The organism is Embleya sp. NBC_00888, assembly GCF_045207655.1.
In the GTDB taxonomy this organism is placed as follows: domain Bacteria; phylum Actinomycetota; class Actinomycetes; order Streptomycetales; family Streptomycetaceae; genus Embleya.
The window spans coordinates 1,893,451-1,917,793 of record NZ_CP108784.1; the positions used below are offsets into that span (position 1 = coordinate 1,893,451).

General features: G+C 72.2%; 24 protein-coding genes. 14 read left to right on the top strand and 10 right to left on the bottom strand.

Going from position 1 to position 24,343, the window contains the following annotated elements; translation table 11 throughout:
* Positions 1-255 precede the first annotated feature (255 nt).
* Positions 256-1,446: a saccharopine dehydrogenase family protein gene (locus tag OG948_RS07380; RefSeq protein WP_406294806.1), complete on the top strand. Its 1,191-nt coding sequence runs from the start codon at positions 256-258 to the stop codon at positions 1,444-1,446.
* A 118-nt stretch (positions 1,447-1,564) separates the two neighbouring features.
* The gene (gene ligD, locus OG948_RS07385; RefSeq protein WP_406294808.1) at positions 1,565-2,515 is read left to right on the top strand and encodes a non-homologous end-joining DNA ligase; all 951 of its coding nucleotides are present in this window, start codon (positions 1,565-1,567) and stop codon (positions 2,513-2,515) included.
* A gap of 31 nt (positions 2,516-2,546) precedes the next feature.
* On the opposite strand, the gene ligD (OG948_RS07390) is transcribed toward ligD (OG948_RS07385), so the two are convergent.
* Positions 2,547-3,428, bottom strand: coding sequence for a non-homologous end-joining DNA ligase (gene ligD, locus OG948_RS07390; protein WP_406294809.1), 882 nt, complete (start codon positions 3,426-3,428; stop codon positions 2,547-2,549).
* Between the two features lie 59 nt (positions 3,429-3,487).
* On the opposite strand from ligD (OG948_RS07390), the gene OG948_RS07395 reads away from it, so the two are divergent.
* Positions 3,488-4,444, top strand: coding sequence for a Ku protein (locus tag OG948_RS07395; RefSeq protein ID WP_406294810.1), 957 nt, complete (start codon positions 3,488-3,490; stop codon positions 4,442-4,444).
* Between the two features lie 47 nt (positions 4,445-4,491).
* Here OG948_RS07395 and OG948_RS07400 read toward each other — a convergent pair whose 3' ends face one another.
* The 3 genes from OG948_RS07400 to OG948_RS07410 all read right to left on the bottom strand — a co-directional run bounded on the left by OG948_RS07400 (position 4,492) and on the right by OG948_RS07410 (position 6,728).
* A complete protein-coding gene (locus OG948_RS07400) occupies positions 4,492-4,770 on the bottom strand; it encodes a hypothetical protein (protein ID WP_395863732.1) in 279 nt (92 codons plus the stop codon).
* 257 nt (positions 4,771-5,027) lie between these two features.
* Positions 5,028-5,198 carry a DUF5670 family protein gene (locus OG948_RS07405; RefSeq protein WP_355537031.1) on the bottom strand — a complete coding sequence of 57 codons (171 nt, stop codon included), beginning with the start codon at positions 5,196-5,198 and terminating at the stop codon, positions 5,028-5,030.
* A gap of 75 nt (positions 5,199-5,273) precedes the next feature.
* Positions 5,274-6,728, bottom strand: coding sequence for a pyridoxal phosphate-dependent decarboxylase family protein (locus OG948_RS07410; protein WP_406294813.1), 1,455 nt, complete (start codon positions 6,726-6,728; stop codon positions 5,274-5,276).
* A gap of 152 nt (positions 6,729-6,880) precedes the next feature.
* On the opposite strand from OG948_RS07410, the gene OG948_RS07415 reads away from it, so the two are divergent.
* Positions 6,881-7,426, top strand: a complete 546-nt coding sequence (locus OG948_RS07415) for a GNAT family N-acetyltransferase (RefSeq protein WP_406294815.1) — start codon at positions 6,881-6,883, stop codon at positions 7,424-7,426.
* A gap of 122 nt (positions 7,427-7,548) precedes the next feature.
* A complete protein-coding gene (locus OG948_RS07420) occupies positions 7,549-7,980 on the top strand; it encodes a nuclear transport factor 2 family protein (protein ID WP_402233091.1) in 432 nt (143 codons plus the stop codon).
* 149 nt (positions 7,981-8,129) lie between these two features.
* Here the strand turns inward: OG948_RS07420 and OG948_RS07425 are convergent, their stop codons facing one another.
* Entirely contained in the window at positions 8,130-8,600 is a 471-nt protein-coding gene (locus OG948_RS07425) for a MarR family winged helix-turn-helix transcriptional regulator (RefSeq protein ID WP_406294817.1), read from the bottom strand.
* A 121-nt stretch (positions 8,601-8,721) separates the two neighbouring features.
* Between OG948_RS07425 and OG948_RS07430 the strand changes: the two genes are divergently transcribed.
* The 5 genes from OG948_RS07430 to OG948_RS07450 all read left to right on the top strand — a co-directional run bounded on the left by OG948_RS07430 (position 8,722) and on the right by OG948_RS07450 (position 14,036).
* A complete protein-coding gene (locus tag OG948_RS07430; RefSeq protein WP_406294819.1) occupies positions 8,722-9,447 on the top strand; it encodes a YitT family protein in 726 nt (241 codons plus the stop codon).
* Positions 9,333-9,746 (top strand): PPOX class F420-dependent oxidoreductase, encoded by a 414-nt coding sequence (locus OG948_RS07435; RefSeq protein WP_395863720.1) that lies wholly within the window; start codon positions 9,333-9,335, stop codon positions 9,744-9,746. The genes OG948_RS07430 and OG948_RS07435 overlap by 115 nt, the downstream gene beginning before the upstream one ends.
* 256 nt (positions 9,747-10,002) lie before the next feature.
* Positions 10,003-11,472, top strand: coding sequence for an SDR family NAD(P)-dependent oxidoreductase (locus OG948_RS07440; protein ID WP_406294822.1), 1,470 nt, complete (start codon positions 10,003-10,005; stop codon positions 11,470-11,472).
* A 240-nt stretch (positions 11,473-11,712) separates the two neighbouring features.
* Complete coding sequence (locus OG948_RS07445) at positions 11,713-12,330, top strand: hypothetical protein (protein ID WP_406294824.1); 618 nt, start codon at positions 11,713-11,715, stop codon at positions 12,328-12,330.
* 233 nt (positions 12,331-12,563) lie between these two features.
* Positions 12,564-14,036, top strand: a complete 1,473-nt coding sequence (locus OG948_RS07450; RefSeq protein WP_406294826.1) for a CHRD domain-containing protein — start codon at positions 12,564-12,566, stop codon at positions 14,034-14,036.
* 115 nt (positions 14,037-14,151) lie between these two features.
* On the opposite strand, the gene OG948_RS07455 is transcribed toward OG948_RS07450, so the two are convergent.
* On the bottom strand, positions 14,152-15,171 hold the full coding sequence (locus OG948_RS07455) for an NADP-dependent oxidoreductase (protein WP_406294827.1): 1,020 nt from the start codon (positions 15,169-15,171) through the stop codon (positions 14,152-14,154).
* 98 nt (positions 15,172-15,269) lie between these two features.
* Positions 15,270-16,778 (bottom strand): MFS transporter, encoded by a 1,509-nt coding sequence (locus OG948_RS07460; protein ID WP_406294829.1) that lies wholly within the window; start codon positions 16,776-16,778, stop codon positions 15,270-15,272.
* Positions 16,779-16,986: 208 nt separating this feature from the next.
* On the opposite strand from OG948_RS07460, the gene OG948_RS07465 reads away from it, so the two are divergent.
* Positions 16,987-17,445, top strand: coding sequence for a MarR family winged helix-turn-helix transcriptional regulator (locus OG948_RS07465; protein ID WP_406294831.1), 459 nt, complete (start codon positions 16,987-16,989; stop codon positions 17,443-17,445).
* Between the two features lie 19 nt (positions 17,446-17,464).
* Here OG948_RS07465 and OG948_RS07470 read toward each other — a convergent pair whose 3' ends face one another.
* Positions 17,465-18,472: a sigma-70 family RNA polymerase sigma factor gene (locus OG948_RS07470; protein ID WP_406294833.1), complete on the bottom strand. Its 1,008-nt coding sequence runs from the start codon at positions 18,470-18,472 to the stop codon at positions 17,465-17,467.
* A 168-nt stretch (positions 18,473-18,640) separates the two neighbouring features.
* Here OG948_RS07470 and OG948_RS07475 point away from each other — a divergent pair, with 168 nt between their 5' ends.
* The gene (locus OG948_RS07475) at positions 18,641-20,089 is read left to right on the top strand and encodes an MFS transporter (protein ID WP_406294834.1); all 1,449 of its coding nucleotides are present in this window, start codon (positions 18,641-18,643) and stop codon (positions 20,087-20,089) included.
* Positions 20,090-20,289: 200 nt separating this feature from the next.
* A complete protein-coding gene (locus OG948_RS07480; protein ID WP_406294836.1) occupies positions 20,290-20,868 on the top strand; it encodes a hypothetical protein in 579 nt (192 codons plus the stop codon).
* Positions 20,869-20,883: 15 nt separating this feature from the next.
* Here the strand turns inward: OG948_RS07480 and OG948_RS07485 are convergent, their stop codons facing one another.
* Complete coding sequence (locus tag OG948_RS07485; RefSeq protein WP_406294838.1) at positions 20,884-21,654, bottom strand: TetR/AcrR family transcriptional regulator; 771 nt, start codon at positions 21,652-21,654, stop codon at positions 20,884-20,886.
* Positions 21,655-21,786: 132 nt separating this feature from the next.
* On the opposite strand from OG948_RS07485, the gene OG948_RS07490 reads away from it, so the two are divergent.
* Positions 21,787-23,460, top strand: a complete 1,674-nt coding sequence (locus tag OG948_RS07490; RefSeq protein ID WP_406294839.1) for an MFS transporter — start codon at positions 21,787-21,789, stop codon at positions 23,458-23,460.
* 226 nt (positions 23,461-23,686) lie between these two features.
* Here OG948_RS07490 and OG948_RS07495 read toward each other — a convergent pair whose 3' ends face one another.
* Positions 23,687-24,328: a TetR/AcrR family transcriptional regulator gene (locus OG948_RS07495; protein ID WP_406294841.1), complete on the bottom strand. Its 642-nt coding sequence runs from the start codon at positions 24,326-24,328 to the stop codon at positions 23,687-23,689.
* Positions 24,329-24,343: the final 15 nt, after the last annotated feature.

A 24,343-nucleotide genomic window follows, 5' to 3' on the forward strand; every position in this document is an offset into this window, starting at 1 on the left:
CGCACCCGAACGAGTCGGCCCGGAGCACCGGACGGACACCCACCCCGTCCCGACCGGCGCTCGGGCCGGCTCGGCGGCGACGGCGGGGCCGAGCCGAACCCACCGTCGCCGGGCCGTAGGGCCTAAACGGTCGGCCCGGTCCGCGCTCACGGCCGGCGAAAAGCCGCGTCGAGAACCCCCCGAACCCGCCCCCGGGCGAGGCCGATCGGCCGGACCCGCTTGCGCGTCCTCGAACCCGTGCGCCAGCCTCGGGAGATGCCCTCGGATACCCGTGTCCACGACATCGTCCTGTTCGGCGCGACCGGGTTCACCGGCGAACTGACCGCCGCCTATCTGGCCCGCGCCGCTCCGCCCACGACCCGCTGGGCCCTGGCGGGCCGCGACGCGGAGAAGTTGCGCGCGCTCCGCGACCGCCTCGCCGTGATCGACCCGCGCCACGCGGACCTCCCCCTGCTGTGCGTGCGCGCCGACGACACCGCCGCCCTGGCCGAACTCGCCGCCTCGACCCGCGTGGTGGCCACCACCGTCGGGCCCTATCTCCGGCACGGCGGCCCGCTCGTCGCCGCGTGCGCGGCGGCCGGCACCGACTACGTCGACCTGTGCGGCGAGGCGGAGTTCGTCGACCGGGTCTACCTCGACCATCACGCCACAGCGGTCGCGACCGGGGCGCGACTCGTGCACGCGTGCGGCTTCGACTCGATCCCGCACGACCTGGGCGTGCTGTACACCGTGGGCCTGCTGCCCCGGGACGTACCGATCCGGGTGGACGGCTTCGTCCGGGCGAGCGGCACCTTCTCCGGCGGCACCTTCCACTCCGCGATGAACGCGTTCACCCGACTCCGCGAGGCCGACCGCGCGCATCGGGCCCGCCGCGCCGCCGAGCCCGCGCCGCTCGGCCGCCGGGTCCGGATCGGCACCGGGCCGCCCCGGCTGGACCGCACCACCGGGATGTGGGCGATCCCGCTGCCCACGATCGACCCGCACGTGGTGGTCCGCTCCGCCGCCGCGCTGCCCGACTACGGCCCCGACTTCGGTTACCGGCACTACGCGGCCGTCAAGCACCTCCCGGTCGCGCTGGCCGGCGCCGTCGGCCTGGGCGCCCTGGTCGGCCTGGCCCGGATCGGCCCGGTCCGCGAACGCCTGCTCGCCCAGCGCGCGGCCGGCACCGGCCCCTCCGCCGCCGCCCGCGACAAGTCCTGGTTCCGGGTGCTGTTCGTCGCCGACGCCGGCGACCGCCGGCTGATCACCGAGGTGGCCGGCGGCGACCCCGGCTACACCGAGACCGCCAAGATGTTGGCCGAGTCCGCGCTGTCCCTGGCCCACGACCGGCTCCCGGAGACCGCGGGCCAGACCACGTCGGCCGCCGCCCTCGGCGACGCCCTGATCACCCGTCTGCGCTCCGCGGGCATCTCCTTCCGCGTGCTCCGCGACGAGAAGCGCCCCTGATCGGCGCCGCACGCCCTCCGCCGACCGGTCCGTACAGCCCGCCGGCGGCACCGACATGCCCTGGGCCGTCCGGGGGACCGTGTGTGTACCCGACCGCCGTCGCGACCAGGTTCACCCCATGGCCGATCTACCGGTGTATCCGCCCATGCTCGCCACCTCGGGATCGTTGCCGCCGGCCGCCGAGGACGATCGTTGGGCGTACGAGACGAAGCTGGACGGTCAACGGTGTCTGGGCTATCTCCCGGGGGACGGCACGGTGCTGCTGCGGGCGCGCTCGGGGGCCGACATCACCGGCGCCTACCCGGAGCTGCGCGCGCTGCGCACCGCGTTGGGCACCCGGTCGGCGGTGCTGGACGGCGAGGTGGTCGCGCTGGACGAGCGCGGGCACAGCGACTTCGAACGCCTTCAGTCCCGGATGGGGTTGGCCGACCACCCCGCCGACGCGGCCCGGATGCGCGATCGGGTGCCTGCCCGGCTGCTGCTGTTCGACGTCTTGCTGCTGTCCGGCCGACCACTGATCGATCGTCCGTACACGGAGCGGCGTCGGGTGCTGGAGGGGCTCGAACTGAACGGGCCGCACTGGTCGACGCCGGCAGCGCTGGTCGGGCACGGCGAGACCGCGCTCACGGCGACCCGCGCGGAGGGCCTGGAGGGGTTGGTCTGCAAGCGGCTGGACTCGGTGTACACCCCGGGCGAGCGCTCGCGGCACTGGGTGAAGATCCGGCACGTGCACACCCTGGACGTGATCGTGGGCGGCTGGGTGCCCGGTCGCGGCCGGCTCACCGGTCTGCCCGGCGCGCTGCTGGTCGGCGTGCGCGAGGGTGGTGTGCTGCGTTACGTCGGCGCGGTGGGCACCGGCTTCGGTGACCGGGACCGGGCCGTCCTGGGCGAGTTGTTGCGGGTGTCCGCGATCGACGCGTGCCCGTTCACGCCGCAGCCGGAGGTGGTCGGCGCGCGCTGGGTGCTGCCCCGGCTGATCGGCGAGGTCCGGTACGCGACACTCACTCGCGCGGGACTGCTGCGCCACCCGTCCTGGCATCGCCTGCGCCCGGACCTGGCCGAGGACTGATCCGGGGCGGCCGATGCCCGCGGAGCGTGTCCTACGGCAGCCGGCCGGTGGTGCTCGCGGCCAGCAGCGGCGCGAAGACGTCGCCGTCGCGCGTCACCCGTTCGAGGACTTGGGCCGGGTCGAACACCAGCTCGGCGTCCGACTCGATCTCGGCCCAGGACACCGGCGTGGACACGGTCGGCTCGGGCTGCGCGCGCAGTGTGTACGGCGCGGCGGTGGTCTTGGCACTGGCGTTTTGGCTCCAGTCCACGAACACGTGTCCCGCCCGCAGATTCTTGGCCATCCGGTACACGACCAGGTCGGGCCGATCCCCCTCCAGGCGCACCGCGAGCGCCTTGGCGTACGCCCCGACCGCGGCCTCCGGGGTCGGCTCCAGGGCCGCGTACAGGTGCAGCCCCTTGCTGCCCGAGGTCTTGGCCACGCAGGTCAACCCGTCCGCCGCGAGCAGGTCGCGGGCCAGTAGCGCGACCTCACGGCATTCGGCCATGCCCGCCCCCGGCCCGGGGTCCAGGTCCAGCACCAGCCGGTCGTGGCCGTCGGGGTCGGCGCCCCACTGCGGCACGTGCAGCTCGATCGCGGCCAGGTTGGCCGCCCACATCAGGGTGGCCAGCGAGTCGACGTCGACCTGGTGCCTGCTCTCGTCTCGGCCGACGACCTCGATCGTGCTCACCCAGTCGGGCGCACCGGGCGGCACGTGCTTGTTGTAGAAGCGACTCCCGCCGTCCACGCCGTGCGGAAAGCGGATGAACGTGGCCGGGCGCCCGGCCAGGTGCGGGAGCAGGACCGGGGCGACCTTGGCGTAGTAGTCCAGCGCCTGGCCCTTGGTGTATCCGGTCTCGGGCCACCACACCTTGTCCAGGTGGGTGAGCGTCAGCGAACGTCCGTCGACTGTCGTGGCGATGCGGTCCGACATACGGTAAAGGTCCCCTTGTGTCCAGATTTCGATGCATAGTCCGCGAAAGTGGAGAGCCGATGCGCAGCAGTTGGAAAGGCGCGATCACGTTCGGACTGGTGAGCATCCCGGTCCAACTCTTCCCCGCCACCGAGGAACACAACGTGCCTCTGCATCAGGTGCACGAGAAGGACGGCGGCCGGATCCGCCTCAAGCGCTACTGCGAGTTGGAGGAGCGCGAGGTCCCGTACAAGGAGATCGCCAAGGCGTACGAAGCGCCCGACGGCCGGCAGGCGGTGCTCACCGACCAGGACATGGCGGAGTTGCCGCTGCCCAGCAAGAAGGTCATCGACGTGCTCGCGTTCGTGGACGTGGACGAGATCGACCCGCTGATGTTGTCCAAGGCGTACTACCTCCAGACCGCGACCCCCGCCGCCGCCAAGCCGTACGTGCTGCTGCGCGAGGCGCTGAACAAGGCGGGCAAGTCCGCGGTCACCAAGATCACCCTGCGCACCCGGGAGAGCCTGGCCCTGCTGCGCGTGCACGACGACATCCTGATCCTGCAGACCATGCTCTGGCCGGACGAGGTGCGCACGTCCGAGGGGCTGGCCCCGGAGGGCCGGTTCGACATCCGGCCGCAGGAGTTGAAGATGGCCACGTCGTTGATGGACACGCTGAGCGAGGACTTCGACTTCCAGGCGCTGCACGACGACTACAAGGAGGCGCTCGACTCGCTGGTCGTCGCGCGCCTGGAGGGCACCGCCCCGGCCGCCGCCGAGGAAGAGCGGGCCGAGACGCCGGACAACGTGGTCGACCTGATGGCCGCGCTCACCGCGAGCGTCGAGGCGGCGAACAAGGGCCACGGCCGGGCCTCGTCGGGCCGGAAGAGTGCCGCGCGCAAGCCGGCGGCGAAGACCTCCGCGAAGACCTCGACGAAGGACTCGTCGGGGACCGAGTCCTCGGCCGAGTCCTCGGCGAAGTCGAGCACGAAGAAGAGCGCGGCGAAGAAGACCACGCGCAAGCGCACCAGCGCCTGAGCGCCGGGGCGACCGCCGGCGGCCGGTCGGCGGTCGGCCGCCGGCGGTCACTCGGTCGGGAAGGCCGCCACCCGCTGGTCCAGGGGCACCGGCTCCTCGGCGATACCGTCCGCCGAACCGCTCGCGAACCGCGCGCACACGCCGCGGCAGGCGAAGGTCTGCCGTTCCTCCACATGCCCGACCGGCACCGCGTCGTGCGCGGGTCGGTCCGCTGCGGCCCGCAGGTCGCGGCCGCACATCGTGCAGGCCAGGCCGTAGGTCATCTCGACCGTGGTCTCCGGTCGAGAGCTTCGGCGGTGTCCCGCGATCGAGTGCTGTGAGTACATGGGTTCGAATCCTCTGGTCGGTCTGGTGCGCGGATGTCCGGATCGCCGCAGACGACGCCGCCATGGGTGACGGCATACGAGGTGCCCTCGGTCTCCCCAAAGTACTCCTCCCGTTCCGCCGCCCAGACCCCCTCGCGGAATCGTTTCGACACCGGATCGTGTTCGCTCGGACCGATCCTCGGCGACCGATCCCGGGCATGGCCGCGGGGCCCGTCGCTTCGACGGGCCCCGCGTCCGGCGGTTCGACGACGTGTCGACTACCAGCGATACCAACGCCCACGACGGCCACCCGCACCGGCGCTGCGGAACACGAACCCGAGGGCCCAGAGCACCAGCACGATCACGGCTATCCACCAGAGGGCTTTCAGGGCGAATCCTGCACCGAACAGGATCAAAGCGAGCAAAAGCACGACAAGCAGCGGAATCATCTTGAACCACCTCCGCCCGACGTCTGCCCCGAATGATTCGCTTCACGCGGTGCGATCGCAGAGTTGTTCGGAGACCTATGCCGGGGGCTCCGCGCGCAGGTCCGCGGCCACCCGCGCGCCGATCTCCCGCACCACGTCCGCGAGCAGTTCGACATCCGCCTCGGTGGTTCGCCAGTTCACGATCGCCGGGCGCAGTGCGACCCGGCCCCGGTAGACGGTGGTACCCGCGTACACCCGACCGTCCTCGTTGAGTTCGGCGCCGAGTCGGCGGTTGAGCTCGTCCGACTCGGCCTCACCGGTCGGCGCGGCCGGGCGGTAGCGGAAGCACACGACGCACAGTTGCACCGGGGCCAGCAACTCCAGGTCGGGGGCCTGCTCGACCAGCGCGCCGAGGTGGTTCGCGAGGTCGTTGTGCCGCTCGATCATCGCCCGGTACCCGGAGCGGCCGTACGCGCGCAGCGTGGCCCAGATCGGCAGTGCCCGGGCCCGGCGTGAGGATTCCGGCCCGAGCGAGCCGTAGTTGAGGTGGGTGTCGCCGGCGCCGGGCAGATACGGGGCGTTCCACGCGCCGAACGCCCTGCCCATCACCGCGGCGTCGCGGACGAACACGAATCCGCTCTCGTACGGCACGTTGAGCCATTTGTGCCCGTCGGACGCCACCGAGTGCGCGCGCTCGACGCCCTTGACCAGATGCCGCAACCGCGGCGAGACGCCGGCGAACAGGCCGAACGCGCCGTCCACGTGCAGCCACGCGCCGTAGCGTCGGGCCAGGTCGGCGAGCGCGTCGATCGGGTCGAAGTCACCGGTGTCCACCTCGCCGGCGGTGGCGATGAGTACGGCGGGCCCGTCGATCTCGATCAGCGCGCGCTCCATCGCGTCGATGTCCACCCGACCCGCGTCGTCACGCGCGCACACCCGGAGCGTGTCCCGCCCGCAGCCCAGGATCTGCAGAGCCTTGCGGTTGCTGGGATGCACGTAGCCGCTGGTGAGCACCGGCATGGTCGGCAGTCCGGCCAGCCCGTCGGCGGTGACGTCCACGCCGTGTTGCGCGGCCCACCAGTACCGCGCGCAGGTGAGCGCGGTGAGGTTGGCGAACGTCGCGCTCGGGGTGAGCACCGCGCCGTACGAGTCGGGCAGCCCGAACAGGTCCTTGAGCCAACCGAGCACCACCGTCTCGGTCTCGGTCGCCAGCGGCGACGCGACCCACAGTCCGGCCACCTGGTCGAGCAGCCCGGTGATCCAGTCGCCGGCCTGGGCGGCCGGGGTGGCTCCGCCGACGACGAAGTGGAAGAACCGGGGCCCCGAGGACTGCGTCGCGGCGCGGGTGCCCACGTCGAGCAGTTCCTCGATGCTGGCCAACGTGCCGTCGCCGCGCTCGGGCAGCGGTCCGCCCAACCGGTCGAAGAGCACGTCGGCGGCCGGGATCCGCACCGGCAGCCCGGGCAGCGCCTCCAGGTAGGGGCCGGCGGCCTTGGCCACCAGGTCGAGGGCGGGCCGGGCGAGGTCACGTTCGTGGAGGGGGTCAGCCATCCTTGCAGGGGACCACGCGAAGCCCGGCCGCGTCGAGTATTTCCGTGTCGCGCAAGGCTGTTGACGGATCATCAGGCTCGCCGTGCGTGGGCCGAAGCGGGAGTGGGGAAGATCCCGTGCCGGGGGGCCGATGACCTCGACCTGGAGGAAGCGTGACAACCGACATCGCGCGGACCCATCACCGGGGCGGTGACCTCGACGAGATCCGGCGAGTGCTGCTCGACATCTACGCCGAGGTCTACGCGGCGGATCTGGACCGCCCCTTCCACTCGGTGTCGACCTTCGCGGAGCGGTTGGCGCGTTATGCCGCGGCGCCCGGCTTCGAGTGCGTCGTGGGGTGGAGCCGCGACATCCCGGTCGGCTACGCCTTCGGGTACACGCTCCAGGCCGGCGCGCGCTGGTGGACCGGACTCACCGAGCCGGTGCCGGCGGCGGACATCGAGGAGGACGGACGGCGTACGTTCGCGCTCAACGAACTGATGGTCCGCGAACCCTGGCGCGGTTCCGGCGCGGCGCGCACCATCCACGACACACTCCTCGCGGCCCGCACCGAACAACGGGTGACCCTGCTGGTGGATCCGACCCACCCCAGGGTCCTCGCGCTGTATCTGCGCTGGGGCTATCGAGTGCTCGGCGACCTGCGTCCGGCCTGGCCGGACGCGCCGCTGCTCACCGCGCTGGTCCTGGATCGCCCCTGACCGGCGTCGGTCGCCGGCCAACCCGGCGGCGGGTGTGTGGCGTACCCGAGGCGTGTCCTGGGACGTCCCGCCGAGAAGCTTGCCTCTGTTTAGTTTCGGCGCGCGTGCGTAGGGTGCGCGCCATGAGTGACGCGACCGCGAACAAGCGGCTGATCGAACAGTTCTGGCAGGACCTGTACGCCCGCGACTTCGCCAAGGTCGCGGCCTACTTCGCCGCCGACGGCCACTACACGGACGTCGCCGCGCCCGGGCCCGGCGCGACCGGACCGGCGGCCGTGGAGGCCCGGCTGCGGCTGGGCCTGGAGATGCTCTCCGGCTACATCCACCACCACAAGAGCACCGTCGCCGAAGGCGACCTGGTGGTGACCGAGCACGCCGAGGAGTGGCACTGGGAGAGCGGCGAGCAGGTGGTGCTGCCGTTCGTGTCGATCCACGAGTTCCGCGACGGCGAGATCGTGCGCTGGCACGACTACTGGGACTTCGGCACGTTGATGAACGCCGCACCGCAGTGGTGGTTGGAGCACGTCGCCAAGGGCTACGCGCAGGACGCCTGACCGGCCGACCGTTCGCCTGACCGGCCGACCGCTCGACGCCGGGTGCTCCGGCCGACCGCCCACGACCTCGGCCGTGGGCGGTTCCCGTGCCGGTGGGAGCACCCGCCCGCCCCGGAGCAGGCGCTTCCCGGGGCACCCGATCGGGACGGTCAGGTGCGCGGTTCGATGCGTTCGACCACCGTGTCCGCGATCTGCGCCAGCATCGCGATCTGTTCCTCGGTGAGCAGGTCGATCAGGTTCCGCCGGACCGAGGCGACGTGGTGCGGCGCGGCCTCCTCGATCACCCGCAGCCCCTCGGCGGTCAGCACGACCTCGGCGCCGCGGCCGTCGCCCGCGCACTCCTCGCGGCGGACCAGGCCTCGCTGCTGCATACGTTTGACGTGGTGCGACATCCGGCTCTGCGACCACCACATGCGCTCGGCCAACTCGCCCAGTCGGCGGCGATGGCCGGTCGCCTCGGACAGCTCGGACAACACGTCGTAGTCCGGGTCCGACAGCCCCGAGTCGACGGCGAGATCACGGGCCACCCGGGTATCCACGAGCAGTCGCAACCGGCGATACCCCCGCCACGCGCGCTGCTGCCCGGGGTCCAGCCAGGGCGTCTCCTCGATGCGGGCCATGGCCACCAATCTAGCAGCTACTTGACATGTCATGTACTTGGTCGGACGATCTACATGACACATCAACTACTTCGCCCACCCCGACGAGCGCCGGGAGTGCGGCCAGGAAGGCGGATGCCTCGTGACCGCCCCCGTTCGCCTGCCGAATCGGCTGATCCGCCTGTTTCTCGGCCTGGCCCTGTTCGGCGTCGGCATCGCGCTGATGGTGCGCGCCCGACTCGGCCTGGACGCGTGGAACGTGCTGCACGAGGGCGTCGCGGAGCGAACCGGGCTGCCGTTCGGGCAGGTCGTGATCGGCACCGCCGTCCTGGTCCTGCTGCTGTGGATCCCGCTGCGGCAGCGACCCGGGTTCGGCACGATCGCCAACGTCGTGGTCGTCGGCCTGGTCGTGGACGGCGTGTTGTGGCTGATGCCCGCACCGGAGAACCTGCCGCTGCGGGCGGCGCTGTTGGCCGCCGCGATCATGATCACCGCGCTCGCCACCGGCTTGTACATCGGCGCCGGACTCGGCCCGGGCCCGCGCGACGGGCTGATGACCGGTTGGGCCGCTCGCGGCCACTCGATCCGGCTGGGCCGCACCGTGATCGAGCTGACCGTCCTGGGAACGGGCGTCCTGCTCGGCGGCACGGTCGGCGTCGGCACGATCGTCTTCACCCTCGCCATCGGGCCGCTGGCCCACTGGTTCCTGCCTCGACTGACACCGAAGCCCGTAGCGAAAGCGAGTCGCCCACGATGGACACGAAACTCCTCGGCACCGACCGACGCGGCGTCCTCACCACGCTCAAGCGGGACGGCCGCCCCCAGCTCTCCCCGGTCTCCTACCTGTGGGAGCCGGACCGCCGGTTGATCCGGATCTCGGCCACCGTCGACCGCGCCAAGACCCGCAACCTGGCCCGCGACCCGCGCGCGAGCTTCCTGGTCACCGCTCCCGACTACGACGCCTACCTGGTCGCCGAGGGCCACGCCGAGATCAGTGCCGCGTGCCAGTCGCCCGACGACCCGATCGCCGACGAACTCGTCGAGGTCTACCGCCTGATCGTCGGCGAGCACCCGGACTGGGCCGAATACCGCGACGTGATGGCGACGGAACACCGCGTGGTCATCCGGATCACCGTGGAGCGCACCTACGGCTGGTCCCGCACCTGAGCGGACCACCCCGAATACGTCGCGTTCCCGGGCCGCGGGGTTGCCCGGGAACGCGACCCGCCCGACCGCCCGCGCACCGACACCGGCCGCGGGTCCCGACCGCCGGCCGGGCCGACCCCGCGGCCGTCGGTGCTGTGCGCCGATCGTCCCGCGCCGCCCCCGGACCGGGCACGCGAGAATTGGTCCAGGTCTCGGCACGACGTAGAGTTCCGCCGGGGTTTTGTGGCGGCGGCGAGCACAGGAAACGGCAACGGCGATGACAGCGAGTAGCGAGATTCAGGCGGACACGGGCGTGGCGGAGGGCATCGATCCCGCGCGTATGGAGTTGTGCCTGAGCGTGCTCGCCGAGGTCGAGGAACTGGACGTCGAGCACCCGGACGCGATCCGGATCCGGCGGGCCACGGCCGGGATCTACAAGAGCGTCAAGGAGCGCCGCCGCAAGGAGCGCCGGGACCGGGTGATCGCCAACGACGAGGCGGTCACCGCCGCCACCGCGACCGGCGCGCCGGGCCGGATCGACGACGAGACCCTCGGCATCGCGCTGACCACGGTCACCACGACCGAGATCGCCGGCGTTTTGGAACGCGCCCGGGCCTGCTACATCTGCAAGAAGCGCTACCGCGAGGTGGACGCGTTCTACCACCAGCTCTGTCCCGAGTGCGCCGCCGAGAACCGGGCCCGCCGCGACCAGCGCACCGACCTGACCGGACGCCGCGCCCTGCTCACCGGCGGCCGGGCCAAGATCGGCATGTACATCGCGCTGCGCCTGCTCCGCGACGGCGCGCACACCACGATCACCACTCGCTTCCCCAACGACGCGATCCGCCGCTTCGCCGCGATGCCGGACAGCGCGGACTGGCTGCACCGGCTCAAGATCGCCGGGATAGACCTGCGCGACCCGGCCCAGGTGGTCGCGCTGGCCGACTCGGTGGCCGAGGCCGGACCGCTGGACATCCTGATCAACAACGCCGCGCAGACGGTGCGCCGGACCCCGCAGGCGTACGCGGCACTGGCCGCCGCCGAGGCCGCGCCGCTGCCGGCCGGCGAACTGCCGGAGATGGTCTCGTTCGGACACATCGGCGGCAGCGGCCACGTACTGCTGCCCGGCCAGTCCCGCGCGGAGGAGCAGGCGCTGACCCCGCAGGCACTCACCGCGCTCGCCCTGACCAGCGGTTCCGCCTCGCCCGCCCGGATCGAGACCGGCACCGCGATCGACGCAGGCGGCCTGGTCCCCGACCTGGATCCGGTCAACAGTTGGACGCAACGCGTGCACGAGGTGGACCCGGTCGAGTTGCTCGAAGTGCAACTGTGCAACGTGACCGCTCCGTTCGTGCTGGTCAGCCGGCTGCGTCCGGCGATGGCCGCGGCCAAGGCCCGGCGCAAGTACGTGGTCAACGTGTCCGCGATGGAGGGCCAGTTCAGCCGCGGCTACAAGGGCCCCGGCCACCCGCACACGAACATGGCCAAGGCCGCGCTGAACATGCTGACCCGCACCAGTGCCGAGGAGATGCTCTCCGACGGCATCCTGATGACGGCCGTGGACACCGGCTGGATCACCGACGAGCGCCCGCACCCGCAGAAGATGCGGCTCGCCGACGAGGGCTTCCACGCGCCGCTCGACCTGGTCGACGGCGCGGCCCGGGTGTACGACCCGATCGTGCGCGGCGAGGCCGGCGAGGACCTGTACGGCTGCTTCCTCAAGGACTACGCGCCGGCCGCCTGGTAGGCCGCCGACCTGCGTGTTCCGGCCCCGGCGGAGGTTCCCGCCGGGGCCGGTTCGGGTTCGTTCGGGATTCGCCGAAAAAAACTTTCGCCGGCGCTGAACCCTTTCCGACCCCTCCCCCGTACTGCTGGATGTCGACGCGCAACGACCGGCACGCGAACCGGTCGACTCGGGAACGGAACCCAAAATCCGTCTCCCATACGCCGTTCGACAAATCCATCGATCATCTTCCGGGGGTTCACCATGTCTGTTTTCAGCACCCGCAGCCTCGCCGCCGTCGCCATCGCCGGTGCGCTCGGTCTCGGACTGTCCGCGTGCGGCAGTGACTCGAAGGACGACGGCAAGGCCGCCGGCACCGCGACGCAGCCCACCGGGCAGCAGTCCCAGCCCGCGCCGAACACGGCCGGCACGCCCGGCGCGCCCGCTCCGAGTGCGAACGGTACGGCGGGCAAGGCCGTGCTGAAGGCGGGCACGGACGCCAAGCTCGGCCCGATCGTCGCCGACGGCGCCGGCTTCACGCTGTACCGCTTCGACAAGGACACCGCCAAGCCGTCCAAGTCGAACTGCGAGGGCGACTGCCTCGCGAAGTGGCCCGCCGTCACCACCACCGGCGGCGTCACCCTCAACGGCGTCGACCAGTCCGTCGTCGGCAGCGTGACCCGCAGCGACGGCAGCACCCAGGTCACCATCGGCGGCTGGCCGGTGTACCGGTTCGCGGCCGACACCAAGCCCGGCGAGACCAAGGGCCAGGGTGTGGGCGGCACTTGGTTCGCGGTGACCCCCGACGGCAAGAAGGCCGGCGTGACCGCGACCACGGCGCCGCCGAGCGACAAGCCCTCGACCGGCGGCTACGGCTACTGATCGAGCCGAGCGCCGACGCGGCCTCGGCCCGCCACCGCTCCCGGCCGACTCCCAAGCGGCACAAGCCGATTGGCCATCCACAGGCACCACGGCAACAGCATCACGGCAACGACGCCGCGGTAACGACACCGCGGCGGTGACTCCGGCCCGCGCCCCCGCGCCACGCACGCGGACGAGGCCCGGCCGGACAACCCACGCGCATTCCACGACCCATGTCTTCGGGGAGACTCGTCATGTCCGCACGCAAGTACACGCTGCCCACCGTCGCCTTCGCCGCCACGCTCGCGCTCGCGGTCACCGGATGCTCGTCCTCGGACACCAAGTCCGGTGCCACGAAGAACGATTCGACCAACGTGTCCGCGGCCAAGGCGGGCAACGACCCCGGCTCGCCCGGTGCCGAACACGGCGGTGAGCACGGCTCCGATCACGGCGGCGCGGTACCCGCCTCCGACCGGACCACCACCGGCGCGGCCGAACCCGCGACCGGCGAGGAGACCTTCTTCGCCGCGGGCCTGTCCGGCGCCAACGAGGTCCCCGGCGGCAACGCGGCGGTGGGCGACAAGGACGGCAAGGGCACCGCGCTGGTCCGGATCAAGGGCGACCAGGTCAGCTTCGGGATCCGCTGGGAGGGCACCGGCGCGCCGACCGCGGCCCACCTGCACCTGGGCGGCAAGGGCAAGAACGGCGAGGTCAAGGTGCCGTTCTTCGCGACCGCGCTGCCCGACACCGCGAACGCGGTGACCGGAAGCGTCAAGGTCACCGACGCCGCGCTGCTGGAGAAGATCAAGAGCGACCCGGCGAGCCTGTACTTCAACGTGCACACCGGCGAGTTCCCCGGCGGCGCCATCCGCGGCCAGTTGGTCGGGCTCGCCGGCCCGGTCGACATGAACAGCGTGCTCAAGAACGGCACGTTGCCCGCCGAGGCAACCGGGAAGCAGGAGGTGCAGAACGCCGAGGGCAAGAAGACCGGCGACCCGGACGGCCGCGCGGACACCTCGGTCCGCCCGTGGGGCAACTGCATCGACTGGTCGTTCTCCTGGACCGGTGTCGCCCCGCCCACGCTGGGCCACCTGCACAAGGCCGCGGCGGGCGCCAACGGTGACGTGGTCGCGCCGCTGTTCGACGCGAAGGGCGGGCTGCCGCAGTCGGTGACCGGCCTGGCCGGCACCGTGGAGGGCATCGACCCGGCCGTCGTCGAGCGGATCAACGCGACGCCGGCGAACTACTACACCAACCTGCACACGGGCGAGTTCCCGGGCGGCGCGGTGCGCGGACAGCTCGACCGCAAGGTGGCCCCGAAGTCGCCGGCGCTGAACCTGTCGGTGCTCACCGGCAAGCAGATCTACCAGTGCACGACCAAGGACGGCGCGAGCTCCTTCACCCAGCTCGACGTGGCGGCCAAGCTCCAGGGCGACCTCAAGCACAGCTTCGTGAACCCGACCGCCGGCCCGCCGCAGTGGATCGCCCCGGACGGCAGCGCGGTGACCGGCGCAGTGGCGACCAAGCTGCCGAACGGGGACGGCAACATCCCCGAGCTGGTGCTGAAGGCGACCCAGACCGGCAAGCCGGGCCTGCTGCTCTCCGCGACCACCCAGGTGCTGCGGCTGAACACCCGGGGCGGCGTGGCTCCGGCCGGCACGTGCGACCCGGCGACCCGACCCACCGCCGAGGTGCCGTACCAGGCCGACTACCTGTTCATCGGCTGACCGAAATCCCGCTCCCCCGAGCCGGATCGTCCCCCGGAAAGACCCCGAAGGGCCGCGCGTCCGACCCCCACGCGCGGCCCTTCGGCATGTCCGCTCCCGCAGCCGGGCCCGGGTCTCACTCGGGCAGCGCGACGACCATCTTCCCGGTGTTCTCCCCGCGCAGCATGCCCAGCAGCGCGTCGAGGTTGTTCTCGATCCCCTCGACGACCGTCTCGCGGTACTTGAGCTTGCCCTCCTTGATCCAACCACCGACCTCGGCGAGGAACTCGTCGCGCCTGCCGAAGTGGTCGATGACGATGAAGCCCTGGAGCCGCAGCCGCTTGCCGATCGACAACGCCAGGTTGCGCGGCGCCGGGGTCGGCTCGGTGGCGTTGTATTGCGCGATGGCGCCGCACATCGCGACCCGGCCGTGCGTGTGCAGCGCGCCGATCGCGGCCTCCAGGTGCTCGCCGCCGACGTTGTCGAAGTACACGTCGATGCCGTCCGGAGCGGCCTCGGCCAATTGCCCGGCGACCGGCCCGTCCTTGTAGTTGAACGCGGCGTCGAAGCCGTACTCGTCCACCAGCAGCTTGACCTTGTCCGCCGAGCCGGCACTGCCGATCACCCGCGAGGCGCCCTTGAGCCGGGCGATCTGGCCGACCTGACTGCCCACCGCGCCGGCCGCGCCGGAGACGAACACCGCGTCGCCGGGCTTGAAGGACGCGACGTCGAGCAGGCCCGCCCACGCGGTCATACCCGGCATGCCCAGGACACCCAGGTAGGCGGACAGCGGCGCGAGGTCGGGGTCGACCTTGACTGCGCCGGCGCCCTTGCCGGCGACCACCGAGTACTCGCGCCAGCCGAGCCAGTGCTGTACCGCGTCGCCCACCTCGAAGCCGGCCGCCTTGGACGCGACGACCCGGCCGACCGCACCACCCTCCATGGCCTCGTTCAGCTTGAACGGCGGGGTGTACGACTTGACGTCGTTCATCCGACCGCGCATCGCGGGGTCGACCGACAGGAACAGGTTGCGGATCAGCATCTGCCCGTCGGCGAGCTCCGGGATCTCGACCTCGCGCAGGGCGAAGTCCTCCTCCTTCGGCCAGCCCTTGGGGCGGGCCAGGATGTGCCATTCGCGGCTGGTGGTGGGTGTCATCGGGCGTGGCCTTTCTCGGCGGTGCGGAGTGGGTCGGGAGACGGGGGGTCGGTAGGGGTGTTGGTCCGGCGGTGCGTCCCGTGCGGTGGTTCTGGCCGTCAGGCGTCCACGGACTCCTGGGTCCGCGGCACGGACACGGCGACCGGTTCGGCCCTTGCGGGTACCCGCTTGAGACCGAGCAACGCCACCCCGACGACCAGCACGAGCATCACCCCGGCGATCACGAAGCTCAGCGTGAACCGGCTCTCGGCCGGAATCGGCGGGAAGCCCGCGGGCAGGCCGGCGACCGACTTGGAGGCGAGCAGCGAGGTGATCACGGCGCTGGCGATCGAGCTGCCGACGCTGCGCGAGATGGAGTTGAGCCCGTTCGCGATGCCGGTCTGGTGGTGCGGCACGTTGGCCACGATCAGCGCGGGCATCGCCGCGTAGCCGAACGAGATCGAGATGCCGGTGAGCATGCCCGCGAGGATCACCGACGCCGAGGCGCCGTGCCCGAAGGCCAGCCACGCGAAGCCGGCGATGCCCACCAGCGAGCCGATCACCAGGGTCATCCGGGCACCGATCCTGCCGACCAGGAGGCCGCCCAGCGGCGCCGCGAGCAGCGAGATCAGCGCGCCCGGGAGCAGGTATTCGACCGAGGCCCGCAGCACCGACGCGGTGAATCCGTACCCGGCCACCCGCTCCGGCATCTGGACCAGGTAGGAGATGCCGATGAACTGGCTGAACGCGGCGAAGCCGACGAACAGGCCGGCCAGGTTGGTGAGCAGGACCGGACGGTGCACGAACATCCGCAGGTCCACCAGCGGGTCGGCGACCCGGCGCTCGACCTGGACCCACACAGCCGCCATCAGCACGGCGCCGACGAAGGAGCCGATCGTCCGGCCGGACGCCCAGCCCCATTCGTGCCCCTGCGAGATGCCCAGGAGCAGCAGCACCAGGAACAGGCCGAGAGTTGCCGCGCCGAGCAGGTCGATCCGGCCGCCCGCCTTGGTACGACTGGTCGGCACCCGGAGGATCACCGCGAGCAGGGCGACGGCGGACAGGATCGCGGAGAACCAGAAGACCAGGTGGTAGTTCGGGTCGTCGCCGCGGGTGAGCAGTCCGGTGGCCACCAGCGAGAGTCCGCTGCCGAACGCGAGCGTGCCGCTGATCAGCGACATCGCGCCGGGCAGCTTCTCCATCGGCAGTTCCTCGCGGATGATCGACAGCGCGAGCGGGAAGATCGCGGTGGCCGCGCCCTGGAGCACCCGCCCCAGGATCAGCAGCGGCAGCGAGGACGTCACCGCCGCCAGCACCGAGCCGGCGATCATCACGCCCAGTACGCCGATCAGTGTCGGCTTCTTGCCGTGCTGGTCACCGAAGCGGCCGAGCAGCGGGGTGAACACCGCCGCGGACAGCAGCGTTGCGGTGGTCACCCAGCCGACTCCGGCGGGTGTGGTGCCCAACTCCTGCTGGAGCAGTCCGAGGATCGGGATGACCTGGGTCTGCGCCATCGCGACGACCATGGCGGCCAGTCCGAGCGCGAGGATCAGCGGGGCACCGGATCCTCGCTTGTCGGCGGTGGCGGTACTGGAGCCGGTGCCGGTGCCGGGCGGGGTGGGACTCACGGAGACGCTCTTTCTTCGGGGAGGCGGGATCGGGACGTCTTGTCGGGACGTCTCTGGACGTCTCGGAACATCTCGGGACGTCGAGGCGAAGCTTTGCAGCCTCGATGGTTGAAGTCTTCAAGCAATAGGACCGACCGTAGACACCCGCAAATTGCTACGTCAAGTTCAAAGGTTGAAGTCCTCAACCTTTTTGCGTTAACTTGGAGCCATGAGCAGCGCCACGGACACCGACGTCGATCCCAGCACCCCGAGCACGGCCGAGATCATGGACGCCATGGCCGCCGTGGGCACCGCGTACTTCCACGACTTCGCCGCGGTGGTCAGCCGGCACGGCCTGACCTCGGTGCAGGCCAAGACGCTCTCCCTGCTCCGCCGCCCGCTGCCGATGCGCGGGCTCGCCGACCGCCTGGTGTGCGACGCCTCCAACGTCACCGGCATCGTGGACCGGCTCGAATCGCGCGGCCTGGTGCGCCGCGAGCCCAATCCCAACGACCGCCGGGTCAAGAACGTGGTGGCCACCGAAGAGGGCCACGCCACGATCCGCCGCATCCGCAGCGAGATGCACACCACCCGCGCGGCACTGGACGGCCTCACCACCGACGAGCGGCTCGCGCTGTACACCCTCCTGGGCCGACTGCGCCCGGCCATGGAGACCGCGCACCCCTGACCCGGGCCCGGGTCGGCGCTCAGCGGCCGGGCGGCCGGTCCGGCAGGCCGAAGGTCGGGAACAGCGCCCGATCCATGAACGACACCACCCGGGTCACGCCCGCGTCGGTGAGGGTGAGCACCTGGATCGCGTGCGGACGCATGACCCCGTCCGGATCCGGCGCGTACAGCGCGAACGCCGGTTGGCCGTTGGCGGCCGTGCGGATCATCCGGCCGCCGCGCAGCAGTGCCGGGCAGCGGGCCGCGATCAGCGCCACGATCGCCTCGGGTCCGACGAACCACGACGGCGTCGGCGGCATCTCCCAGACCGCGTCCTCGGTCAGCACCCCCATCAGCGCGACCATGTCGGCGTTCTCGAAGGCGGCGGCGTAGCGGTCCAGCAGTGCGCGTTGGGCCGGCTCGCCGGGCCCGCGGACCTCGCTCGCCACCGGCGCCACCTCGGCGAGTCGGGCCCTGGCCCGCTGGAGCACGCTGTTGACCGCGGCCGTGCTGATCCCGAGCAGGTCGGCCGCCTCGGCGGCCCGGGTGCCCAGCACGTCCCGCAGGATCAGGACGGCGCGTTGCCGCGGCGGCAGGTATTGGAACGCGGCGGTCAGCGCCAACCGCATGCCCTCGCGCGCGGTCACGATCGCGGCCGGGTCGGCCGCGCCCGCCGCCGCGCGGGTCTCGGCGACGAACAGCGCGTCCGGAATCGGCTGCAGCCAGGCCGGTTCGGGCAGCGCGGCGGCCAACGGGGCGGTCGGATCCTCGGTCGGCCCACCGAGGCCGGCCGGAAGGTCGCGGCGCCCCCGACGTCGTTCCAGCGCGCGCAGACACACGTTGGTCGCGATCCGGTACAGCCACGTCCGCAGCGCGGCTCGGCCCTCGAAACCGGCATAGCCGCGCCAGGCACGCAGGTAGATCTCCTGCACCAGGTCCTCGGCGTCGTGGACCGAGCCGAGCATTCGATAGCAGTACGCGAGCAGTTCACGCTCGAACGGGCGGGTGAGCCGGACGAATTCTTCATCGCCGTGCACCGTCGTGGTCATCTGGTCCCCCTTGGCTCCGTCCTCTCTACAGATCCGCGCCGACCGGAAAACTCATCGGTCGGGCGCGGGCCGGTCGCGCCGCGCTCGCCACCGATGACATTTCCCGGGCACCCGGATCGGTATCGGTACAACCCGATCCGGCCGCGGCGGCCGAGAGAGCAGGAACAGATGAGTGGCGAACGCAGCGGGCCGAGCCCGGCATCGGCGCGCGGGTGGGTGTTGGCGCTGGCCGCGGTGGCATCCGTGATGGCCGCCCTGGACACTCTGGTCGTGTCCACCGCCCTGGGCACGATCCGGGACGATCTGGGGTCGTCCGTAGAGGAGTTGGAATGGACGGTGAACGCGTACAGCCTGAGCTTCGCGGTGTTGTTGCCGACCGCGGCGGCGTTCGGCGACCGGTTCGGTCGGCGGTTGATGTTCGGTACGGGCCTGGCCGGGTTCGTGCTCGCCTCGGCGGCCTGTGCGCTGTCGCGCGATGTGCCGACGCTGGTGGCGGCGCGGGCCGTGCAGGGTGTCGGCGCGGCGCTGGTGATGACGCTCGCGCTGGCGCTGGTGGGCGCGGCGTTTCCGGCCGAGCGTCGGGGCATGGCGATCGGGGTGCTCCAGGGCGTGACCGGACTGGGCGTGGGTTGCGGGCCGCTGGTGGGCGGCGCGATCGCCGACGGGCTCGCCTGGGAGTGGATCTTCTGGCTCAACGTCCCGATCGGTCTGCTCGCACTGCCGCTGGTGTTCACCCGGCTGCCGGAGAGCTTCGGCACCCGCACCACGCTGGACCTGCCCGGGGTCGCGCTGGTGAGCGGCGGCGCGTTCGGGTCGGTATGGGGCCTGGTTCGGGGGAACAGCGTCGGGTGGGGCAGCCCGGAGGTGATCTACGCGTTCGTGGCCGGCGCCGTGCTCACGATCGGCTTCGTCCGGTGGGAACTCCGTTCGCCCGCACCGATGGTGCCGATGCGCCTGTTCCGCTCCCGGGCCTTCTCGGCGGGCAACGCGGTGAGCTTCTTCATGACCGCGTCGCTGTTCATCGGCGTGTTCTTCTTCGCCCAGTTCCTCCAGAACACGCTCGGCTACGGTCCGCTCGACGCGGGTCTGCGGCTGCTGCCGTGGACCGGGACCCTGTTCGTCTGCGCGCCGATCGCCGGCGCACTCGCCGACCGGGTCGGTGAACGACCGCTGCTCACCGGTGGGTTGCTGCTCCAGGCGATCGGCATGGGGTGGCTCGCGCTGCTCGCCGAACCCGGACTCAGCTATGGCGCGATGATCGCCCCGTTGGCCGTGGCCGGGTGCGGGATCTCGATGGCGATCCCCACCGTGCAGAGTTCGGTGGTCGGCGCGGTCGATCGTGCCGAGATCGGCACCGCGGCCGGGATCAACGGCATGATGCGCCAACTCGGCGGCGTGTTCGGCATCGCCGTCGCCGTCGCGATCTTCGCCGGCGCGGGCAGTTACGCCTCGCCGGCCGCCTTCGCCGACGGCTTCGTCCCGGTCGCGGCGCTCGGCGCGGGCCTGTCCCTCGCGGGCGCGGCGACCGGCCTGCTCCTACCCGCGCGCCGCCCGACCACGCCGCCCGCCGGGTCGCCGGGTACGCCCACCCGGATCGACGCGGCGTCGGTGGGGTGAGCCGGGGGCCGGCAACGGCCCGGCCACGGCGCGTGGTGGGGCGGCGCTTCGAGTGGGGCGGCGCTTCGGGTGCGCACGGGGCGAAATCGGTTGCCGAGGCGGGCGTGCGCCGGACACGCTCGCTCGGTGATCGACCTTCCCGACGCCGCGACCGAAGCCGAGTACCGGGCGATCGCCCGGGCGACGACGCGGCCCGCCGCATGACCCCGGGTCCGGCCCCGGACGACGGCGTCTTCGAGTCCGACTCCGGCTTCGAGCCGGTTCCGCTGGAACTGGGGCACCCCGCCTGGGTGTTCCCCACCGTCGGCGGTGCCGAGGCGGAGGCCGTCCGGCGCGCTCTCGACGAGGCCGACGCGCACGTGCGCGCGCTCGGCGCGCACGTCGGCGTCTCCGCGTCCGTGCGCTACGAGTGCCAACGCCTGGCGGACGTGACCCTGGCGAGCGTGCAGGGTGTACTCGAACTCCCCGGCGGCGTCGTCTTCCTCGCCGCGCTCTACTTCCCCCGCCGCTGCGGGTTCGACCTGCGCTGGGGCCCACCGTGGGTGGTCGAGGCCGACATCACCCGGTACTGCCCGGCACCGGCGGACTGCGCCGGCCACCCTGTCGCCGACTCGTCCGGCGAACACGACACCCCCCTCGCCGCCGCCCGGGCCTTCGCCGACATCACCCGATGGCTCCGCGACCGGGCACTCACCCGCACCCGACCCGAGTGGCTCGCCGCCACGCCGACACCCGCGTGTCCGCCCTTCCGGCCACCATCGGCGCCGGCCGTCGGCTGACGTGCGGGCGGTCGGTCAGGGGCGGGGGATGTCGGCCAGGCCGCGGATGAAGATGTCCAGGCCGAACTCGACGCGGTCCATCCGGCCGCCGCTGATCATGTGCGGCTTGAGCGCGGTCAGGGTCGGGAAGCGGTCCCGGGGCAACGCCTCGATCACCTCGCCCAGGTACGCCTGGGCCATCGCCATCGGGTCCTCGCCCGCCTCGGACCGGGACAGGTGCAGCGCGCCCTCGTAGACGTCGGCCGAGATGTAGAGCTGGAGCACGTCCAGCACCCACGCGCTGGCCTGTTCCGGAACACCGCCGCTGCGCATGACGGCCAGCAGCCCCTCGCTGATCCGGAGCGCGTTGGGCCCCGAGGGGATCGCCGCGAGCACCGCCCGGCCCAGGTCGTTGTGCGCGGCCAGCACCGCCCGGAAGCCCAGCGCCACCTCCTTGAGCTGGGCCTGCCAGCGATCGGGATCGGGGACCGGGATCACCACGTCGCCGAGCACGTGGTCCAGCACGAGTTCGAGCAGTTCCTCCTTGCTCGACACGTGCACGTACAACGACGCCGGTCCGGTGTCCAACTCGTCGGCGACCCGCCGCATGCTCACCGCCTCCAGCCCGCCCTCGTCGAGCACGGCCAGCGCCGCGCGGACGATCGACGCCCGACTCAGCGGCGGACGCACCGGCTTGGCCCGCCCGCGGCGCCACGGTGGCGTGGGCAGATCCGGCATCTCGGCGCCCGGGTCCGCGGCAGGTGGGCCGGGCGTGGCTCGGGGTCCGGTCCGCGGTGTTCTCGCCATCTGTAGCCGTCCTGTTTCGATCGAGGGTTGCGCACAGCGTAGTCGACCCGAACACTGACTCCTGGAACGAACGTTGATCGTCACAACGAACAGCATTCGTATCGCCACGAACATCATTCGTCGAGGAGAACAGTGAACGCGAACACATCGCCGCCGCCCGTACCGACGCCCGCCCCGGTTCCGCCCGCGGCCGCGGCTGCCGCGCCTCATCCGCGGCGATGGGCCGCGCTCGCCGTGGTCCTGCTGGCCGAGACGATGGACCTGCTCGACTCGACCGTGGTCGGAGTGGCCGCGCCGTCGGTGCAGGCGGACCTGGGCGGTGGTTCGACCGGGCTCCAGTGGATCGCCGCCGCGTACACGCTGACCTTCGCGGTCGGTCTGATCACCGGCGGCCGGCTCGGCGACATCCTCGGCCGCCGCCGGACGTTCCTGATCGGCCTCGGCGGCTTCACGGTGAGCTCCGCGCTGTGCGCGGCGGCGCCGTCGATCGAGCTGTTGATCGCCGCCCGCGCGGTGCAGGGCCTGTTCGCCGCGCTGACCATCCCGCAGACGTACTCCGTGGTGGTGTCGGTCTTCGCGCCGGCCGAACGCGGCAAGGCGTTCGGCCTGTTCGGCCCGGTGATGGCGCTGGCCTCGGTGGGCGGCCCGATCGTGGCGGGTGGGCTGATCGAGGCGGATCTCGCGGGCACCGGGTGGCGGGCGATCTTCCTGATCAATGTGCCGCTGGGGGTGTTGGCCATCCTCGGCGCGCTGCGCTACGTACCGGAGTCACGGGCGCAGCGGCGGCCCGGGCTCGACCCGATCGGCATGGTGCTGGTCTCGGCAGCCGTATTGCTGCTGGTTCACCCGCTGGTCCAGGGCCGCGAATCGCACTGGCCCGCCTGGACGTTCGTCTCGATGGGCGCCGCACTGCCGGTCCTGGTGGGGTTCGCGTGGTGGCAGCGGCGGGTCGCGCGCTCGGGCGGATCGCCGCTGGTGGTGCCGAGCCTGCTCGCCAAGCGCGCGTTCACCGGCAGCCTGCTGGTCGGCCTGGTGTTCTTCGCCGCGATGAACGGACTGATCCTGGTTTTCGGCCTGTTCCTCCAGATCGGCCTGGGTTGGTCGGCCGTCCACGCCGGCCTCGCGAGCACGCCGATCGCGCTGGGCGTGGTGCTCGGCGCGGTGGGCGCGGGCGCCGTCCTGGTCCCGAGGTTCGGCCGCACCGTGCTGCACGCGGGCGCCATCGTGATGGCCGCGGGCGCGGGCGCCCTGTCCTTGACGCTGCGCCGGCTCGGCCCGGACGTCGACACCTGGCACCTCACGCCGGCCCTGCTGGTGGTCGGGATCGGGACGGGCCTGGTGCTCGCGCCGTTCTTCGACATCGCGTTGGCGAGCGTCGAGGACCACGAGACCGGTTCCGCGTCCGGCGTCCTGAACGCCAACCAACAGCTCGGCGCGACGCTGGGCGTGGCGATCCTCGGCACGCTGTTCTTCGATCTCGCCGCCGATCCGGACGCCGTGCGTCGGGCGGGTGCGTACACCCACGCGCTGGAGCGGACCCTGTGGGCGGTCGTGGCCGCCCTCCTGCTCGTCGCCCTCACCGCGTTCCTGCTGCCGCGTCGACCGCGCGAGGACGACGCGGGCGACCCGGACGACGCGGACGACAAGGGCCGCCGGCACGCCGAGCCGGCCGACGCTCCGGTGAGCGGCCGGGCGCCGGCGGTCGCGACGGTCGCCGAGTCGGCGGGCGCCCCGATCGCGACCGGCTCGAACCCGACCCGCGCGCCGCTCTCCACCGTCGCCGAACCGACGGGAGGGGACCGATGACCCGACGACCCCGGACGTGAGCCCCGGGTTCGTGCCATGCGAGCCGATCCGGACCGCCGAGCGGGACGCGGCGACGGCGCTGCCCGCGGCGTTCGTCGCCCGGTCCCCGCACCCGGATGTGCCGATCCGGACGTCGCTCGGCGCGCCGAGCGTGCGTGCCGGCCCCACCCACCGTCGCCGGCACCGCGTCCGCCGGGCCGGTTGAGCCCGGTCGGCCGCGGCCGTCCTAGGCCGGAGCCGCCGGCGGACCCGGCTGGGGGTTCGGGGGTGCGGCTCCCGTCGGGATCGTGCCGCCGAGGGCGCGCCAGAGGAGGGACGCGGTGCGGTACGGCCAGTTCGGCGGGATCGGGGCGCCCGCGAGTTCGCGGGCATACCAGGCGCCGGTGCACATGGTCAGCGCGATCTCCAGGTCCGCGTCGGCGGCGAGGTGGCCCTGTCGGCGGGCCGACTCCAGCGCGGCCAACAGGCGGGCCCGCCGCGGCGCGATCACCCGGGCCCGGTAGCGGGCGCGCAGGTCCGGGTCGGTGGTGTCCTGGAGCATCGTGCCGACCAGCGAGAGCCGGCCGGACTTCGAGACACCGCGCTGGAAGTCGGTCAGCTCGGCCACCAGCGTGGTGAACGGATTGTCCGCGGCGAGGTCCGCGCGGTCCTCCTCGGCCAGCGCGGCGACCACCGCCGCGGCGAGCTCGGCCTTGCCGGGCCAGCGGCGATACAGCGCCTGACGGGTGGTGCCCGCCTCCTGGGCGACGGCCGCGAGCGACATCCCGGCGTACCCGTCCCGGGCCAGATGGCGTCCCGCCACGGCCAGGATCCGGGCGTCGATCGCGCTGTCCCGGGCGCGACCGGAACCGCGACTGGCACTTTCCATTTCAATACACTCCTG

Excerpts from the sequence above, each read along its gene's own strand:
- OG948_RS07380 (WP_406294806.1), top strand. The coding sequence starts at position 256 with ATGCCCTCGGATACCCGTGTCCACGACATCGTCCTGTTCGGCGCGACC.
- ligD (WP_406294808.1), top strand. The coding sequence starts at position 1,565 with ATGGCCGATCTACCGGTGTATCCGCCCATGCTCGCCACCTCGGGATCG.
- ligD (WP_406294809.1), bottom strand. The coding sequence starts at position 3,428 with ATGTCGGACCGCATCGCCACGACAGTCGACGGACGTTCGCTGACGCTC.
- OG948_RS07395 (WP_406294810.1), top strand. The coding sequence starts at position 3,488 with ATGCGCAGCAGTTGGAAAGGCGCGATCACGTTCGGACTGGTGAGCATC.
- OG948_RS07400 (WP_395863732.1), bottom strand. The coding sequence starts at position 4,770 with ATGTACTCACAGCACTCGATCGCGGGACACCGCCGAAGCTCTCGACCG.
- OG948_RS07405 (WP_355537031.1), bottom strand. The coding sequence starts at position 5,198 with ATGATTCCGCTGCTTGTCGTGCTTTTGCTCGCTTTGATCCTGTTCGGT.
- OG948_RS07410 (WP_406294813.1), bottom strand. The coding sequence starts at position 6,728 with ATGGCTGACCCCCTCCACGAACGTGACCTCGCCCGGCCCGCCCTCGAC.
- OG948_RS07420 (WP_402233091.1), top strand. The coding sequence starts at position 7,549 with ATGAGTGACGCGACCGCGAACAAGCGGCTGATCGAACAGTTCTGGCAG.
- OG948_RS07425 (WP_406294817.1), bottom strand. The coding sequence starts at position 8,600 with ATGGCCCGCATCGAGGAGACGCCCTGGCTGGACCCCGGGCAGCAGCGC.
- OG948_RS07435 (WP_395863720.1), top strand. The coding sequence starts at position 9,333 with ATGGACACGAAACTCCTCGGCACCGACCGACGCGGCGTCCTCACCACG.
- OG948_RS07440 (WP_406294822.1), top strand. The coding sequence starts at position 10,003 with ATGACAGCGAGTAGCGAGATTCAGGCGGACACGGGCGTGGCGGAGGGC.
- OG948_RS07445 (WP_406294824.1), top strand. The coding sequence starts at position 11,713 with ATGTCTGTTTTCAGCACCCGCAGCCTCGCCGCCGTCGCCATCGCCGGT.
- OG948_RS07450 (WP_406294826.1), top strand. The coding sequence starts at position 12,564 with ATGTCCGCACGCAAGTACACGCTGCCCACCGTCGCCTTCGCCGCCACG.
- OG948_RS07455 (WP_406294827.1), bottom strand. The coding sequence starts at position 15,171 with ATGACACCCACCACCAGCCGCGAATGGCACATCCTGGCCCGCCCCAAG.
- OG948_RS07465 (WP_406294831.1), top strand. The coding sequence starts at position 16,987 with ATGAGCAGCGCCACGGACACCGACGTCGATCCCAGCACCCCGAGCACG.
- OG948_RS07470 (WP_406294833.1), bottom strand. The coding sequence starts at position 18,472 with ATGACCACGACGGTGCACGGCGATGAAGAATTCGTCCGGCTCACCCGC.
- OG948_RS07475 (WP_406294834.1), top strand. The coding sequence starts at position 18,641 with ATGAGTGGCGAACGCAGCGGGCCGAGCCCGGCATCGGCGCGCGGGTGG.
- OG948_RS07480 (WP_406294836.1), top strand. The coding sequence starts at position 20,290 with ATGACCCCGGGTCCGGCCCCGGACGACGGCGTCTTCGAGTCCGACTCC.
- OG948_RS07485 (WP_406294838.1), bottom strand. The coding sequence starts at position 21,654 with ATGGCGAGAACACCGCGGACCGGACCCCGAGCCACGCCCGGCCCACCT.
- OG948_RS07495 (WP_406294841.1), bottom strand. The coding sequence starts at position 24,328 with ATGGAAAGTGCCAGTCGCGGTTCCGGTCGCGCCCGGGACAGCGCGATC.